Origin of the sequence: Capnocytophaga sp. H4358, assembly GCF_002302515.1 — a bacterium.
GTDB lineage: Bacteria > Bacteroidota > Bacteroidia > Flavobacteriales > Flavobacteriaceae > Capnocytophaga > Capnocytophaga canis.
On sequence record NZ_CP022380.1, the window covers coordinates 727,794 to 744,220 of the forward strand.

The 16,427-nt window shown below is 37.4% G+C and carries 13 protein-coding genes; 3 read left to right on the forward strand and 10 right to left on the reverse strand.

What is annotated here, in order from left to right; all coding sequences use genetic code 11:
- Positions 1-100: 100 nt before the first annotated feature.
- The 6 genes from CGC49_RS03100 to CGC49_RS03125 form a co-directional block, all read right to left on the reverse strand.
- Entirely contained in the window at positions 101-1,360 is a 1,260-nt protein-coding gene (locus CGC49_RS03100) for an ectonucleotide pyrophosphatase/phosphodiesterase (RefSeq protein WP_095911820.1), read from the reverse strand.
- A 148-nt stretch (positions 1,361-1,508) separates the two neighbouring features.
- Complete coding sequence (locus CGC49_RS03105; RefSeq protein WP_095911821.1) at positions 1,509-4,097, reverse strand: TonB-dependent receptor domain-containing protein; 2,589 nt, start codon at positions 4,095-4,097, stop codon at positions 1,509-1,511.
- A gap of 183 nt (positions 4,098-4,280) precedes the next feature.
- Entirely contained in the window at positions 4,281-5,024 is a 744-nt protein-coding gene (locus CGC49_RS03110; RefSeq protein ID WP_042009162.1) for a succinate dehydrogenase/fumarate reductase iron-sulfur subunit, read from the reverse strand.
- 55 nt (positions 5,025-5,079) lie between these two features.
- Positions 5,080-5,466 carry a four helix bundle protein gene (locus CGC49_RS03115; RefSeq protein WP_018279739.1) on the reverse strand — a complete coding sequence of 129 codons (387 nt, stop codon included), beginning with the start codon at positions 5,464-5,466 and terminating at the stop codon, positions 5,080-5,082.
- Positions 5,467-5,536: 70 nt separating this feature from the next.
- Complete coding sequence (locus CGC49_RS03120; RefSeq protein WP_042009164.1) at positions 5,537-7,567, reverse strand: fumarate reductase/succinate dehydrogenase flavoprotein subunit; 2,031 nt, start codon at positions 7,565-7,567, stop codon at positions 5,537-5,539.
- Between the two features lie 2 nt (positions 7,568-7,569).
- A complete protein-coding gene (locus CGC49_RS03125; RefSeq protein WP_095911822.1) occupies positions 7,570-8,262 on the reverse strand; it encodes a succinate dehydrogenase cytochrome b subunit in 693 nt (230 codons plus the stop codon).
- 422 nt (positions 8,263-8,684) lie between these two features.
- On the opposite strand from CGC49_RS03125, the gene CGC49_RS11240 reads away from it, so the two are divergent.
- The 3 genes from CGC49_RS11240 to CGC49_RS03140 are packed head-to-tail and all read left to right on the forward strand — an operon-like array spanning position 8,685 to position 13,419.
- Positions 8,685-8,924: a carboxypeptidase-like regulatory domain-containing protein gene (locus CGC49_RS11240; protein WP_232745193.1), complete on the forward strand. Its 240-nt coding sequence runs from the start codon at positions 8,685-8,687 to the stop codon at positions 8,922-8,924.
- A gap of 11 nt (positions 8,925-8,935) precedes the next feature.
- Complete coding sequence (locus CGC49_RS03135) at positions 8,936-11,632, forward strand: SusC/RagA family TonB-linked outer membrane protein (protein ID WP_198540636.1); 2,697 nt, start codon at positions 8,936-8,938, stop codon at positions 11,630-11,632.
- Positions 11,633-11,643: 11 nt separating this feature from the next.
- Positions 11,644-13,419, forward strand: a complete 1,776-nt coding sequence (locus CGC49_RS03140) for a RagB/SusD family nutrient uptake outer membrane protein (protein WP_095911824.1) — start codon at positions 11,644-11,646, stop codon at positions 13,417-13,419.
- A 72-nt stretch (positions 13,420-13,491) separates the two neighbouring features.
- Here CGC49_RS03140 and CGC49_RS03145 read toward each other — a convergent pair whose 3' ends face one another.
- From CGC49_RS03145 to CGC49_RS03160, 4 genes are all read right to left on the reverse strand, one after another.
- Complete coding sequence (locus CGC49_RS03145; RefSeq protein WP_232745194.1) at positions 13,492-14,439, reverse strand: phospholipase A; 948 nt, start codon at positions 14,437-14,439, stop codon at positions 13,492-13,494.
- A gap of 152 nt (positions 14,440-14,591) precedes the next feature.
- The gene (locus CGC49_RS03150; RefSeq protein ID WP_095894431.1) at positions 14,592-15,287 is read right to left on the reverse strand and encodes a metal-dependent hydrolase; all 696 of its coding nucleotides are present in this window, start codon (positions 15,285-15,287) and stop codon (positions 14,592-14,594) included.
- Between the two features lie 42 nt (positions 15,288-15,329).
- On the reverse strand, positions 15,330-15,932 hold the full coding sequence (locus CGC49_RS03155; RefSeq protein WP_042345088.1) for an HD family hydrolase: 603 nt from the start codon (positions 15,930-15,932) through the stop codon (positions 15,330-15,332).
- 43 nt (positions 15,933-15,975) lie between these two features.
- Positions 15,976-16,422, reverse strand: a complete 447-nt coding sequence (locus CGC49_RS03160; RefSeq protein WP_095911825.1) for an isoprenylcysteine carboxylmethyltransferase family protein — start codon at positions 16,420-16,422, stop codon at positions 15,976-15,978.
- Positions 16,423-16,427: the final 5 nt, after the last annotated feature.

Consider the following 16,427-nt stretch of genomic DNA (forward strand, 5'->3'; position numbering starts at 1 on the left):
CAGAAACAGTACATAAGTCGAGGCTACAAAAAAAATGTAATTCCGACCTTCGTTTCACCCCATCAAAGTCAGGAGCAAGGCAAAGGTACAAAAAATATTCTTACTTCAATATGGGAGCCAAAACTTCTGGTTTCCCATCAATATTTTCAGGATTATCTACTCCTAAAATTCTGGTTATTAATGGATATACATTGACATTTTCGAAGGTATGAACTTTGTAACCTTTCTTGATTTTAGGCCCTATAGCATAGAATATACCGCCCATATCAGGCGTTACATAAGGGTCATAACCGTGTGTTCCCCATTTATTTTTCAATCGTGTTAGCGGATGATTTGCTCTGTGAATCATATAATTAGGAGCATCAACCACTAAAATAATATCTCCAATCTGTGAACTTTTTGAATAATGCCAGTGAGCAGGAGTTTGTTCTCTGTAGTATATCTTGACCTTTGCAGGTAACTCAGCTTTCAAAAGATTGTAAACCTCAGCTTTATCAGCAGGGTTGTTGACATAAACCTGAGCGTGCATTCCGTTGCTAATAATATTCGCCTTGTCTTTAGTTGCTTTGATGACTTCTTCCAAATTTATAAAAATATCTTGGGAGGAATCCATTTCAATCATCCCGTGGTCAGACACCACAATGGTGTAAATAGGCAGATTGATGTCTTTAACTTTTTGCATAATAAGTCCTAACAATCGATCAGCTTCCTGTACAGTTTCTCGCATTTTTGGAGAGTTTGGCCCAGAATTATGACCTTCCGTATCTACCAATGAAAAGTAAAGTGTGACGAATCGAGGACGTTCATTTTTAGGTAATTGAAACCAACGAGCTACTTCATCAATCCGAGCTTCATTGGATACTTTTCCGTCATAATCATAGTAATAGGTTGGATATTCTCCTCGAATAGGAGCCTCTGAACCAACCCAAAAATAAGATGCTGTTTTCATTCCTTTGGACTGTAGCCATTGCCAAAGTGGATATCCTTGATAGTAATGAGCATCTTGTACCTTAGCTCTATCACCGATGGCATAAACTGCATCACGACCACGATCATAAAATTTGTTATCTACTATACCATGATTACCAGGATACATACCTGTGATAAGAGAATAATGGTTTGGAAAAGTTTTACTTGGAAATGAAGATAATAGCATTGGAGTTGTAGCTCCTTCTTTTGCTAATTTCTTGAAGTTAGGAAGATTATACTTTTCTGCATAATCGTGTCGAAAACCATCGAAAGATACAAACAGCACATAGTTCTCCTCGACCTTACTGACACCTGTCTTAGATGGGTTACATCCAATGAAAAGTAATGAAATTAATAAAAAAATAAATCTTTGAAAGTATATTTTTTTCATAAATATTCTATTTACACAAATAGACCACCCGAAAAGTCTAATTTTAATGATTTTAAAAAATAAGTTATTGATAATAAATATATTAAAAACACACTTTTATTTAAAATCGACCTTTCGGATAGCCTATTTACTAATTTATATTTGACAATTAAAATCTGTAAGTTATACCAAAGTTCCAAGTTCTTCCGAAACCGAAACGAACTAAATTCCGAACATCCAATCCTTGATAGGTCTCTTTGGTTTTACCATCTACCCTATATATTTTACCTCTGTCTGAACTTACCTCAGCTATGTAAGTGGTATCAAATAAGTTATTTACGTTAAATCGGAAAGCAATACTTTGATCTTTTACCAAAGGTAATCTATACGAAATTCCCGCATCAAATAGATTATAAGAAGGTAATTTTAAATTATCTTTCAAAACAATATCCGCATATAGATTATCGTTATACTTCCAATCAACATCAAACTTCAATCTATCTATAGGATTTAAAACAAATCCCATACCTACCTGAAACTGAGGAGAGTCACCTACTTTTCCTCCTTTAACATCTTCTACTTTTTCATTAATCAATTGTAGATCATCATCATACGTTTTGGTCAATGAGTTATCTTGATACTCCCAATTCCCATATGAAACAAAACCATTAAACTGAATTAATTGGGATGGTTTTATTCTAAAATCAAGTTCTACTCCCTGATGCAATTGTCCTAAACCTGAATTAGTTGTATACGTTGTTAGGTTTGTAGTAGCATCAGTTGTTGACTTAGCAGTAACTCTATCTTTCCAAGAAGTACGATATAAGTTAAGATTTGCATCAAAAATATCACTATTGAACTGATATCCAGCTTCTATCCCAAATATCTTTTCATTTTGAGCTAACGGATTAACATCGTTTTTATAATTCAAGTAGACGTTATCGTGGTAAGGCTGACGAGAATAATAACCAACATTAGCAAACACGTTATGTTGTAAATTTATTTTCCAGTTTACCCCTCCTTTAACATTGAATCCGTTGTTATACACTTTTGAAGCCTCCTGATTACCCGAAGCATATTGATATCTATCCGTTCTTGTATGCTGCTGTCTTGATATAGAACCCTGAACATATGCTGAAATATGCTCCGTTTTGTATTCAGCTTGTCCAAAAAGTCCTCCGTATGTAATTGTTTCAGAATAATCCCAAGCGATTCTCTGACTTTCCTCCACTTTTTGTGTCATTGCCTTCCAAGGATTTGTTGTATGTGCCTTATTTACAACATTTTTTCCATAAAAACGACCTCTTGTAGAATCTTCATAATTTGTGAACCCAAAAAGGTCTGTCACTGCTCTAAAGTGATCTCCTTCATATCTACGGATATCTGTCCCGAGATTCAAAGTAAATTTATCAGAGAGATTATGTTGAAAATTAGCTACACCTCCATACCAAAAATGGTTATTATAGGAAGCTCGCATTGCCAACCCCTTATTTCCATAAGTAGCAGTTTCTTTTCCCGCATCACGTTTTTGTATTTCTGCAAAATCAATAAGTCCAGTATCAGAATTTGTTAAAGTACTTCCAAGAGGTCCTGTTCCTCCTCCTCGCCCTATCGAAGCATACAAAACAGTTGATAATGAACTTCTGTCAGAAATATTCCAATCCCAATTCAAGTTAAATACAGGTTTGTGATAGAAATTTCTTCGAGTTGAATAGTATTGACCATCTCTGTATCCCCAATTATTATTGTATTTAAGTCCATACTTAAGATAACTTGAAATAGCTTTTGTGTAATTTTGGTCGTGCCATTGAGGAGCTCCTGTTGCCAAAAGATTTAGCGAATGATTATCATTAATCTTCCAACCTAAAGAAATAAAATAAGTCTGTCCTTGCCCCTTTGTTCCGTGATTGTAACCATCTCCCTGCCAATGAGAAAACAAAATACTCGCTCCAAATCCTTTTTCTGTTAAACCAGTACTATATCCCACAGTTGACTTGACATAATTTCCATTTGCAATGGTACCCCTTATTAAACCACCTTCTTTCTTATCTGTGGCTTTAGTTACAATATTAACGGTACCTCCTACTGAAGAAATTGCTAATTTTGAAGACCCCAATCCACGTTGAATTTGAACAGCATTAGCTATATCAGAAAGCCCTGACCAGTTACTCCAGTATACCTTGCCATCTTCCATACCATTAATTGGCTGACCATTAAGAAGGTATGCTGTATTATCTTGGGTAAAGCCACGTACGTTCACACGAGCATCTCCATAACCTCCAGCCTGTCCAGCAACTTGTACAGAAGGTGTATGTTTCATAATTTCAGGAAATTCTTGATTTCCTACCTTTTCCTGAATTACTACTGCTGGAATGGTTGAAACAGCAATTGGTGTTTGACGATCCTTAACTACGTCAATAATAGTACCTCCCGTAACAACAACCTCTCCCAAACTCTCAGCGTCGGATTGTAAGGTTACATTGATATTAGCCTTACCGCTTGTCAATTTGAAAGGTACTTGTCTTGTAACAAATCCTAAATAAGAGATTTCCAAAACTCCACTGTCACTGTCCACTTGCAATGAAAATTTTCCATCAGCATCGGTAAATACTCCTTTGGTAGTTCCTTGAATGAGTACATTAGCTCCCAAGAGCGGTGCGTTAAACTCGCCATCAATGACCTTACCGGTAACTATTCCCTGAGCATAAGTCATTGTAGCACATAAAATTAAGGCTAAATTTAAAAACCAATTTTTCATTTTGTTTGTGTTAAATATTAAAGTTAGTTTGATGCGACAAAAATGCATCTTTTCACGAAATCATATATTAAGTGAATGTTAAGTATTTCTCACAGCAATCCAAAAAAAGCATAAAACATCCCCCTGATATGTAATAGGGAATATTTTATGCTCTCTACCCATCCGATTTATTCTAATGGTTATCTATCGGCAACTTGCTTTCAAATACTCACGGTTCATACGCGCGATATTTTCTAAAGAAATACCTTTCGGACATTCTACCTCACAAGCTCCTGTGTTGGTACAGTTTCCGAAACCTTCCAAATCCATTTGGTGTACCATGTTCATCACACGATCAGCAGCCTCTACACGTCCCTGTGGAAGCAATGCAAATTGTGACACTTTTGCCGCTACAAACAACATCGCTGATGAGTTTTTACACGTCGCCACACAAGCTCCACAGCCAATACAAGAAGCAGCATCCATTGAGCGGTCAGCATCGAATTTCGGGATTGGAATCGCATTAGCATCTTGCGTATTTCCCGAAGTATTTACTGAAATATATCCTCCTGCTTGTTGGATACGCTCGAAAGCAGTTCTGTCCACAATCAAGTCTTTGATTACAGGGAAAGCGGTTGCTCTCCAAGGCTCAATAGTGATAGTGTCACCGTCGTTGAACATACGCATATGCAACTGACATGTAGTAATTCCGCGGTCAGGCCCGTGAGCTTCTCCATTGATGAAAAGCGAACACATACCACAAATTCCCTCACGACAATCGTGGTCAAACGCCACAGGCTCTTCACCTTTGGCTACCAAACTTTCATTAAGTATATCCATCATCTCCAAGAACGACATATGCTCGGAAATATCGGTTACTTTATATTCTACCATACGACCTTTTTCGTTGGCGTTCTTCTGTCTCCAAATTTTTAATGTTAAATTCATTGTGCTTAGGATTTAGGGAGATTAGGAAGTAAGAATGATTAGATATATAGAATTTTCAGTTTTTTGGGTCGCTTTGGATATTATCTCTGGATTTCATTTTGAAAATCATCGAACCTATCATTTTTCCTATTTCAGAAATGAGTTCTTCTATATGACTGTCCGATGAAAAACCCAATCCTTTTGCTATATATATTTGAGTTTCCAATTCAAAAAGAGAGCCTTGTGCTATTCTTAAAAAGTTTAAGCAACTTCTCAAAGAGGCTCGTCCCCAACCTTCTGCTATATTGGATGGTATCGACACTGCACTTCGGCGAATTTGGCTTGTTAACCCAAATTTTTCTTCCTCAGGAAATAAGCGAGTTACTTCATATACTCTCTTGACTAAATCCATTGATTTTTGCCAAACGACTAATTCTTTATATGACGTAACTTTATTTAACATTGTTACAAACCTATCTCCTTATAGTCTTTATATTCTTCTAATCTTTCTATTTTTCTATTCCTTCTTTCTCCTATTTATAACTACGTTGTGCTAATTTTATATCTTTAAACTCTAATTCTTCTTTATGCATAATTTCCTCGCTTGGATTGTAGGTACATTTCACCTCATTAGGGTTCCCTGTGTATTCCCAAGCCGCTACATAAGCATAATTTTCGTCATCGCGAAGTGCTTCACCGTCAGGAGTTTGATACTCTTCACGGAAATGTCCTCCGCACGATTCGTTTCGCTCCAAAGCATCTTTGGCAAAAAGCTCTCCAAGCTCCAAGAAATCAGCTACACGACCTGCTTTTTCAAGCTCTGTATTCATTCCTGTAAGTTCTCCAGTAACTTTTACGTTTTTCCAAAAGTCTTCACGAATTTCGCGAATTTCCTGAATAGCTTCTCTAAGCCCTTGTGCGTTACGTGCCATTCCTACTTTATCCCACATCACTTTTCCAAGTTTTTTGTGGTAATAATCTACTGAATTCGTTCCTTTATTATTGATGAAAAATGCCAAACGCTCTTTTACAACACGCTCTGCTTCAATAAATTCAGGCAAATCGGTGGAGATTTTCCCTGTACGAATATCTGCTGCTAAATAATCGCCAATTGTATAAGGAAGAACAAAATATCCGTCCGCCAAACCTTGCATCAAAGCAGAAGCTCCCAATCGGTTCGCCCCATGGTCGGAGAAGTTCGCTTCACCAATACAGTAACAACCCGGAATTGTAGTCATTAAATTGTAATCTACCCAAATTCCACCCATTGTGTAGTGTGTTGCAGGGTAAATCATCATTGGCGTTTTATACGGATTTTCATCAACGATTTTTTCATACATTTGGAAAAGGTTTCCGTATTTTGCCTCAATAATTTTTTCTCCCCGTTTTATAATTTCTTCTTTGGAAGGATTTTCGATTCCGTGGATTTTACATTGTTCCTTTCCGTAACGCTCAATAGCAGAAGAGAAGTCCAAATACACAGCCTCGCCTGTTGCATTCACTCCGTAACCTGCATCGCAACGCTCTTTAGCAGCACGTGAAGCGATATCACGCGGAGCCAAGTTTCCGAAAGCAGGATAACGTCTTTCCAAGTAATAATCACGGTCTTGCTCTGCAATTTCAGTTGGTTTTTTACGTCCTTCACGGATAGCATACACATCATCCATATTTTTAGGCACCCAAATACGTCCGTCGTTACGAAGCGATTCAGACATCAATGTCAATTTTGATTGATAATCTCCCGAACGTGGAATACAAGTTGGGTGGATTTGCGTAAAACAAGGATTCGCGAAGAATGCTCCTCTTTTGTGAGTCTTCCAAGCTGCCGTTCCGTTACAGCCCATGGCGTTGGTAGAAAGGAAATATACGTTTCCGTAACCTCCCGTTGCAATTACCACAGCATGAGCTGAATGGCGTTCTACTTCACCTGTAACCAAATCACGAGCAATAATTCCACGAGCCTTGCCGTCAACTACCACAACATCCAACATTTCATGGCGATTGTACATATCAATTTTTCCACGAGCTATTTGTCGGTTCATTGCTGAATATGCTCCAAGCAAAAGCTGTTGTCCTGTCTGTCCCTTTGCATAGAAAGTACGGGAAACTTGCGTCCCTCCAAACGAACGGTTGTCCAACAATCCGCCGTAATCACGAGCTAATGGAACTCCTTGGGCCACACACTGGTCGATAATATTTCCTGAAACCTCAGCCAAACGGTATACGTTAGCTTCGCGAGCACGGAAGTCCCCCCCTTTTACCGTATCATAAAAAAGTCGGTAGTTAGAGTCTCCGTCACCCATATAGTTTTTCGCAGCGTTGATACCTCCTTGTGCTGCAATGGAGTGAGCTCGACGTGGCGAATCTTGATAAGCAAACGCCTTAACATTATAACCTAATTCAGCCAATGTAGCTGCAGCAGAACCTCCTGCAAGCCCCGTTCCTACAACAATAATATCAATATTACGTTTATTTGCAGGGTTTACCAAATTGATTTTATTTTTATGTTTTGTCCACTTCTCCGCGATAGGACCTTCTGGAATTTTTGAATCTAATTTCTTCATAGTTATTTCCCTAATAAATGATTAAAATAATGGAACAAAGCAACGAAAACAAATCCGCTACAAATCACCAAAGAATAGATGCTACCTAATTTGCTGATGAATTTTTTGCGTTTATCATCTTTCCAACCCATTGATTGGAATGATGATTGGAATCCGTGAATCAAGTGTAGGTACAAGAAAACAAAACTTAACACGTACACCGCCACGCGAATAGGATTACTCATAGCTACGATAAGGTCAGTATAGTAGCGGAAACCTCCGTCGGCTGCCAAGCCTGACATATCTCCGTTTACATACTTCACGGTCATTTCGTGTACCCAAAAATCTTTCAAGTGAAATAACAAAAATAGGAGGATACACGCACCACTGATAATCATATTACGTGACATCCAAGTGGAGTTTGCCGCTCCGTTGTAACGGGCATAAGCGTTAGCTCCACGGGCTTTGCGGTTTTGGATTTCCAAAACAAAACCCATCACGAAGTGGAAAATAACTCCCAACATCAGAATGGGTTGCATCACGCCTTGAACCAAGGGATTGGTCCCCATAAAATGTGATAAATCGTTGAACAAACTGGCACTAAAAACCGAAGTAAAGTTCACCGCCAAGTGTATCACCAAAAAGACAATCAGGAAAAGTGCCGATAGAGCCATCGCCACCTTTCGAGCAATAGATGTTTTAAATAGTGCTGCCATTATTAACTGTTAATTATTTGTTTATAGTTTTTTAAAATTGAATACAAATTTACGTATTTAACAGTTAATCTACAACTAAAAAACTTTACAAAACCTAATTTATAACGATTTTAAAAAAAGATACTACCCTATTTTACAGATTCTCAATACAAAATAAAAATTAGAGACTAATTCTTCTATTAAATTTCTTTACTTAAGCTCTATCAGCACTAAAAAAGTTAAGAAATAAAAAATAAAGCTAAATAATACACCTATATTTATTAATGCTCTTAATACAATTTTATTTAAATCAATATAAATGTGGGAGAAAAAAGTAAAAAATATGACAGAAATCATGTTTTCTTCTTCTTTTTTTTCATAAATTTGACGCATGTAATCATAAAAATTAACACCATATGCTAAAAAAATTATTAATCATACTTATGCTGACATTTTTAGCTTTACCGCTAATGGCACAAGTAAAAGTGACAGGAAAAGTTACTGATGAGAGTAATAGTCCACTACCAGGTGCGACTGTGATTATTAAAGGTTCTACTAAAGGAACCGCGACTGATTTGAATGGAAGTTACGAAATTGAGGCTCGAGTAGGTGATGAACTTGAGTTTGGATTTATGGGTTTTCAATCACAGACTAAAAAAGTTATGGGGGGGGTAAAACACTGATTATCAATGTTTTGCTTAGAGAAGACGCCGAACAACTTGAAGATGTGGTTGTTGTAGGGTACGGAACTCAACGCAAAGAAAGCCTAACAGGGGCTATGCAAACCTTAAAACAAGAAAAATTGACCGACATCACTTCTCCTACGATTGAGAACATGATTAGCGGAAAGGTTTCGGGAGTGTTCGTCGCTCCAGGTTCGGGTCGTCCAGGGGAAACGGGAGCTATTATCATTCGTGGAAAATCAACCATCAACGGAAGTACCGCCCCTCTCTGGGTTGTAGATGGCGTTATTATGGGAACAGGTGCGAACATTGTAAACCCTGCGGACATCGAAACGATGACCATTTTAAAAGATGCTGCTTCCACGGCCATTTATGGTTCACAAGGAGCTAATGGGGTAATTCTCGTTACTACCAAAAAGGCTGTTGCAGGAGAATTAAAAACACAAATATCTCTTAAACAAGGGCTTACCTCTCTAAACAACGGAAATTTACAGGTGATGAATGGAGCTGAGCTATATGATTACTTTCAATCATTTTCCAATGCTTCAACCATAAGTGCACCTCGTTGGAATCCAGAGCTTCGCAATAGCAATTTTGACTGGTGGGAAGAAGCAACTCGTGCGGGATTTGTACGTGACTACACGGCTTCAATCAGTGGTGGTTCAGACATGCTTCGTTCCTATTTCTCTGTAGGTTTCTACAGCGAACAAGGAGCGGTTAAAGGCTATGATTATGATAAATATGACTTCCGATTAAAAACGGATTACACTCCTGTTAAATGGTTGACGATTAAACCAAACATTACTGGTAGCTTTAGACAAACAGATGATAAACAGCATTCTGTGACAGCTATGTATTCGAACTTACCTTGGGATAGTCCGTACGATGAAGAAGGAAACATCGTTCCACATCGCTCTTCCAGATGGTTTAATAACAACTCAACAAACTATCTATATGATTTGCAATGGAATCATGGCAAAGGAACTTCTTTCCAAGGAATGGGAGGTTTGGATTTTACTATCAGATTCTATGATTGGCTTTCATTCTCTTCAATTAATAACTATCGATTGTCTACATATCACTCAAACTTTTACAGCGACCCTCGTTCCTCTGCCGGAGAGAGTGTGAAAGGACGTTTGTATGAATATCAAAGTAATACAATAAATCGATACACAAGTCAGATTTTGAATTTCAATAAGTCTTTTGATAAACACTCAATTGACGCAACTTTGGTGTATGAATATAAAGATTATTGGGGAAAAGTTATCTCCGCACAAGGGGTTGGATTCATCCCTGGATTTGAAGTATTGGACGTTGTTACCAAACCTGAAAGCACGAAAGGTAGCTTAACCGAATCTGCTACACAATCGCTTATCTCTAAATTTGTTTATAATTACGCCAGCCGATACATATTGGAGGGTTCTCTACGCCGTGACGGGGCTTCTAATTTTGGAGCCAATGCCAGATATGGAAATTTCTTCTCCGTGAGTGGTAGTTGGAACGTTCACAATGAAGAATGGTTTACTCCTGAATGGGTTAATAATCTCAAACTTAGAGCATCATACGGTTCTGTTGGTATCCAGCCTAATGTTTTATACGGACAATATGATTTATATGCAGTTTCTACTGGTGCTAGTTACAACCAAATTTCGGGAGCATTAATTTCTCAAAAAGGAAATAAAGACTTAACTTGGGAAACTACCTATACCACAGGGTTAGGTTTTGATGCAACTTTGTTTGACAGATTTTCACTTACAGTAGATTACTACAATAAGGACATCAGTAATTTATTGTATCCTGTACCCGTTTCTGGTGTTACGGGAGTTACCAGCGTTTGGCGTAATGTTGGTGAACTATCGAACAAAGGAATCGAAATTACCTTAGGGGCTTCCATCATTAAAAATGAAGATATCCACTGGGAAGTCGATTTAAACTTCGGTAAAAATACCAATGAAATCAAAAACTTATATGGCGACCGAAAAGAAATCATTGTGTCGGATGGAGCAGGAATAGCAGGTTCTGCAAACAAAATATTAAAACCAGGGTATGATAGCGATACTTTCTACATACGAGAATGGGCGGGAGTAGACAAAGAAACGGGAGCTCCTTTGTGGTACAAGTCCGTAACTGATGCCAATGGAAATGTAACACGTGAAGTAACCCAGAAATATTCCGAAGCCAACCAAGTGGATGTCGGAAAAGCAACCCCTGACTTCTTTGGAGGTTTCGGAACGGCTTTCACGTATAAAAATTTCGACCTCAGAGCTAATTTCGGATTTGCTTATGGCGGAAAAATATATAATTATTCACGAACTGAATATGACTCTGATGGGGCTTATACCGACCGAAATCAAATGAAATTAATGAGCGGGTGGTCACGTTGGCAAAAACCTGGTGATGATGCAACGCACCCAAAAGCTACCTACGAAAACAAAAGTAATTCAAACAAAGTGTCTTCTCGATTCTTGGAAGATGGCAGTTACTTGAAACTTCGCTCATTATCAATAGGATACAATTTGGATTTATCTGAATATAAACTCCCTAAACTGAGATTGTCTATTTCAGGAGAAAACTTGTTCACCATAACGAACTATTCAGGTGTTGATCCTGAAATTCCTACAAGAAACGGAGCTATCATAAATTCATCAGGGCCTTCGGTGTATCCTTCAACACGTAAATTTATTTTTGGAATAACCGCTAATTTTTAATTTTTGAAATCATGAAAAATATCGTATACATTTTAACAATTTCCATCGTTCTTTTATCCTCTTGCGATATAGAAAGATTTCCGCACGGACAAATGGCGGCAGAAAAAATAACATCAGACCCCGATGGTTCTCTGGACGGATTACTTAACGGATGTTACGCTCAGATGAAAGGTTGGGCAGACGTTATGCATCGATGTGGTGAATATGCTGGTGATAACATGATGATTCGAGGTAGTTCGACCGATGCTTTTTATGAATTCATCTCGTACTCCCGCACTCCCAATAATTATCGCTTACAATCATTTTGGGATAGTGGATACAAGGTAATTGCTCAAACATCCAATATCATCAACCTTTTCCCTGAAGATAAAGCCTCTAACGAAACCAAAACAAAATTAGGAGAATGTTACTTTCTTAGAGGGATGATGTATTTCTATCTATGTAGAGCATATGGACGCCCCTATGCACAATCACCTGAAACTAATTTGGGAGTGCCTATCGTTAATGGTACACCTGAAGATTTGGTAAACACAACACTGCCTGACCGATCTACTGTTAAGGAAACATATGACCAAGCTATCAAAGACTTGCTAAAAGCAGAGCAATTGATTAGCCGTAATAGAGGCAATGCATATGCTTCAAGAGAGGCTGCTCAAGCTCTTTTATCAAGAATATATCTTTATATGTCCGGCACATATGAAGCACCGAATACCAATTACGCTCAATTGGCTGTTGAGTATGCTGACAAGGTTATCAATTCTAATAAATATGTACTTCTTGACAGACAAAACTTCATGAAGTATAACACCTTTGTCCCTGAAAGTAATAAAGAATCCATATTCGTAGTTAAGAGGGTAGCTTCAGAGTTTTCAGGCTACGACCACTATTATGGTGTTGGTGGTATGTATGCTAACATCGGTGGTATGGGCTGGGGAGAAATGTATGCCAGTGCCAAATACATTGATTTACTGAATGAAACGGGACGTAATGACTGGAGTAACAACATCATCGTTGATGCAAGAGCCAGTTTTATTGAACCTCAATACACCAAACCTTCTGTTACCGTAAACGGTGTTAACTACCACCAAAAAGTATTCCGCTTTATCGCAAAACTTAAGGATAAAAACGGCAAACAAACAGGTTATAGATACATTCAAGCTCCGGTTGCTTACAACTATGAAAGCAACCAGTTGGAATTAACTTCAGGAGTTCCAACCTGCACGATAAAAGCAGGGGATGTAGACACAACTTACCCCCTTACTGGTGTAAACATTGCTCAAGGCATATACACTATCAGTTATGAAGGAGATGTTTATGAAGGAGTCATTGACAACCTAATGAGATTAAATCGTGCTTATCCGATGTTTTACATTGTAAAATGCTCTCGCGAGGGAGAGGACAGCCACTTGCATTCTCCTGTGATTTCTCGTTTAGGAGAAATCTATTTGAACAAAGCTGAGGCTCTAGCTAAACTTGGACGCTATGGAGAAGCTCTTACGAACTTGAATATCATCAGAGAACGTTCAATCATAGGAGGTGGTTACGCTTCTTTGGACGCTTCTAATGCAGCGGAACGCATTGATAAAGAACGACAACTGGAGTTAGCTTTCCAAGCAGAACGCAGTTATGATGTATTCAGAAATGGAAAATCTCTTACTCGCCATTATCCAGGCCCTCATAGTGCCATGGAAGATATTTCGGCTAATGATTACAGAGTAGTGTATTATATACCACAAACGGCTATAAATTCATATAAAGGAAAACTTACTCAAAATCCAACCAAATAGAAAAAATGGAAAGAGGCGGTCTAAAATTAGACTGCCTCTTTTATTATAAATTTATCTCACCCTAACTTTTTATTAAAAGCTGGAGAGCATGATACCTACCCCAATTGTATTTTGTTTGTGGTTATATTCGATGAGCGAATCTCCATAGCCTGTGGATACCTGAGCAAAAAGTCGTAATCCTCCTTTACCAACAGAATGTACATAAGTCAACTCGCCAAATCCTCTATTGTTTTTGAAGTTCAGATTGTTACGTGTTAAAAATAGAATTTGATGTCTTTTAGCCATGTAAAACACATTTAATTCAGCTCTTCCTACATAATCAATTATATCGGGATTATCATTATCATTTTTCTTTTCACTCATACGTCGCCAAAATCGGGTTATAAACATAAAATCTCCCCATTCGAAAGCATTCATTAAAATAATTCGATTCCAACTTCGGGAATAGAGATGTTCCTTTCCATTAGACTGGTGATTTAAAGAAAGTCCCGTCAAACGCCATTTAAAGCCTCCCGCGGATAAGTTCAAAGGAATTAAATACATGACCTCGGGTTCGTAATTTAATTCCCGAAACGGACGGGACAATTCTCCATTATAAACCTGCCAATATGCCTGTTGTGTGAAAGCTACCCAAATATCTCCTTTGGAACCTAAAAAATCCTGCCAAACTTTGGTTTTCAAACTTACTTGAAATTTCGTTTCTACATTCTGAAAATCCCGATATGGCGGATTTCCCCTAAGTGGATTGGTATTTTGTGGTTGCCGATTCATTCTATCTGTCCAACGAAAAGGTATCAAATAAATTGGTCGATATTCCGATGGTCTAAAAATACCTTGTTGATCTTTATCGTCAATTTCAAACATTTTCGATAACGCACTCCCATATCGGTTGTATTCAATCTTTTCAATAATAGGCAGTATCGTATCCAAACGATGTTGATGATTCACCTCTTGCGATATAGCCATTTGACTAATAATCAATGATAATACTAAAGCTAAATTACTAATTTTTGTATTCAAAATGTTTCTTACATATTTTACAGAAGCTAAACAAGTTTATGTCTGAAAAATGAAACTTTTAACTAAAAAAGTTATTTTCAGAACCAAAAGATATTTTGCTTCCAATAGTTAGACAATTTGTGTTTAAGTACATAAACTTTAATCCATAGAGATTACCTAAAATCCTTTACATCAAAGCTTTCCCCAATATTTAACAAATGTAATTTCCTATTTTCTGCTGCAAATTTATCTATTGACGCTTGACGATCGATTTTGATAACATCAAAAGTATCATAATGCACTCCAAGGGTATGGATAGCATCTACGAATTTGGCCGCTGTTAAAGCATCTCGGACTCCCATTGTATAATTATTCCCTATTGGAAGAACCGCTAAATTTACTTTATATTGGCTTGGAATAATGGTCATATCCAAATGTAGTGCTGTATCTCCTGAAATATAGACTGTTAAGCCTTCATAGTTAATCAAAAAACCTGCGGGATTTCCTCCATACTTACCGTCAGAAAACGAAGACGAATGTACAGCTTTTGTCATTTTTATTTTCACAGTTCCATTCTCAAATCGGTATGAACCTCCAATATTCATTTCGTGTCCGTCCAAACCTAAAGATCTGTAGTGAGCCAGTATCTCTGGATTGGTAATCAGTTTTGCTCCCGTTCTTTTAGCAATAAATTCGGCATCCAAAATATGATCCTGATGTGCGTGTGTAAGTAGAATATAATCTGCTTTAACATCGGAAATATCAATATGTTTAGCTAAAGGATTGGCCGAAATAAAAGGGTCAACCAAGAAGAACTTGCCGTTAATCTCAATATTGACACAAGCATGTCCTAAATAAGTTACTTTCATAATATATCTTTTTTTGAATGTTTTACTTGAATCTCACTAAGTCTAATCGTTATTTATATGTACGATTTTTCCTGTATCAATACTTCGTTGTAATAGAATTTCAAATAATTCGGTTAGCTCTTCGGAACCTTTTTCCACCGCTGCCCCTACAATATTTCGTACCTTTTCGGCACTCACTTTGGCCTCCCTCCAACTTTTACCTGAAGTGTGGGCATTCAGTATAAAAGGTATAATTCTATCCACTGCCGAAGCAAAAATTGCATCAGCAGATTCTCCTGACTCGAATTCTTCCCACAAAGCTAAAAATTCCGCACTCAAAGGCTCTCCCAATATCCCAAAAATACGCTTTGCTGATGCCAATTCACGTTCGTACTTTCCAACCATCGCCTTTTCATCGTAGACAAAGGTGTCTCCAGCATCAATTTCTACTATGTCGTGAATAGAAAGCATTTTCATAACACGAAACAAGTCGATTTGCTCCTTATTCTTGGCATACGGATACATTATTTGAGCCAAAACCATCACTTGCCATGAATGTTCTGCCGAGTTTTCTCTACGTGTATCGTCTAAATTATAATTGCGACGCTGTACGTTTTTGAGTTTATCTAAGGTTAGTATAAATTCAAGTTCTTTTGCTAATTCCATTTCTTGATAATCTATATTTTTTATGGTATTTCATCTATTTTTTTTAAAACCAACGCCTTGTTTTTTGACAATAATCCTCGTATGATTTGCCAAAGATTCTTTTTAAAACCACTTCCTCAGGAATAATCTGAAAATAGGTAATGTATGCTACAAACCCTGCAACTCCAAACCATGAAAGACAATTTCCAAAATAAAAAACCAATCCTACCAATCCAAATGCCATTCCTAAGTACATCGGATTTCGACTAAATCTATAAATTCCTGTACTAACCATTCGACTACTTTTTTCAGGCGTTGTAGGATTAACCGTTGTTTTTAATCTTCTAAATTCCCAAACTCCCATCAGTGCAACTACTATTCCCGAAATAATAAAAATAGTAGATAACCAAATGGATTTCACTTCATAAAAAGGAAAAACAAAAGGAATGGAGATAATTACTCCCGAAAAAATAGAAAGAACAACGATAGGAGGAATTTTTAAATCTAACATAATTT

What these genes read in the sequence shown, in the direction of transcription:
- CGC49_RS03100 (WP_095911820.1), bottom strand. Translation starts at nt 1,360, where the DNA reads ATGAAAAAAATATACTTTCAAAGATTTATTTTTTTATTAATTTCATTA.
- CGC49_RS03105 (WP_095911821.1), bottom strand. Translation starts at nt 4,097, where the DNA reads ATGAAAAATTGGTTTTTAAATTTAGCCTTAATTTTATGTGCTACAATG.
- CGC49_RS03110 (WP_042009162.1), bottom strand. Translation starts at nt 5,024, where the DNA reads ATGAATTTAACATTAAAAATTTGGAGACAGAAGAACGCCAACGAAAAA.
- CGC49_RS03115 (WP_018279739.1), bottom strand. Translation starts at nt 5,466, where the DNA reads ATGTTAAATAAAGTTACGTCATATAAAGAATTAGTCGTTTGGCAAAAA.
- CGC49_RS03120 (WP_042009164.1), bottom strand. Translation starts at nt 7,567, where the DNA reads ATGAAGAAATTAGATTCAAAAATTCCAGAAGGTCCTATCGCGGAGAAG.
- CGC49_RS03125 (WP_095911822.1), bottom strand. Translation starts at nt 8,262, where the DNA reads ATGGCAGCACTATTTAAAACATCTATTGCTCGAAAGGTGGCGATGGCT.
- CGC49_RS11240 (WP_232745193.1), top strand. Translation starts at nt 8,685, where the DNA reads ATGCTGACATTTTTAGCTTTACCGCTAATGGCACAAGTAAAAGTGACA.
- CGC49_RS03140 (WP_095911824.1), top strand. Translation starts at nt 11,644, where the DNA reads ATGAAAAATATCGTATACATTTTAACAATTTCCATCGTTCTTTTATCC.
- CGC49_RS03150 (WP_095894431.1), bottom strand. Translation starts at nt 15,287, where the DNA reads ATGAAAGTAACTTATTTAGGACATGCTTGTGTCAATATTGAGATTAAC.
- CGC49_RS03155 (WP_042345088.1), bottom strand. Translation starts at nt 15,932, where the DNA reads ATGGAATTAGCAAAAGAACTTGAATTTATACTAACCTTAGATAAACTC.
- CGC49_RS03160 (WP_095911825.1), bottom strand. Translation starts at nt 16,422, where the DNA reads ATGTTAGATTTAAAAATTCCTCCTATCGTTGTTCTTTCTATTTTTTCG.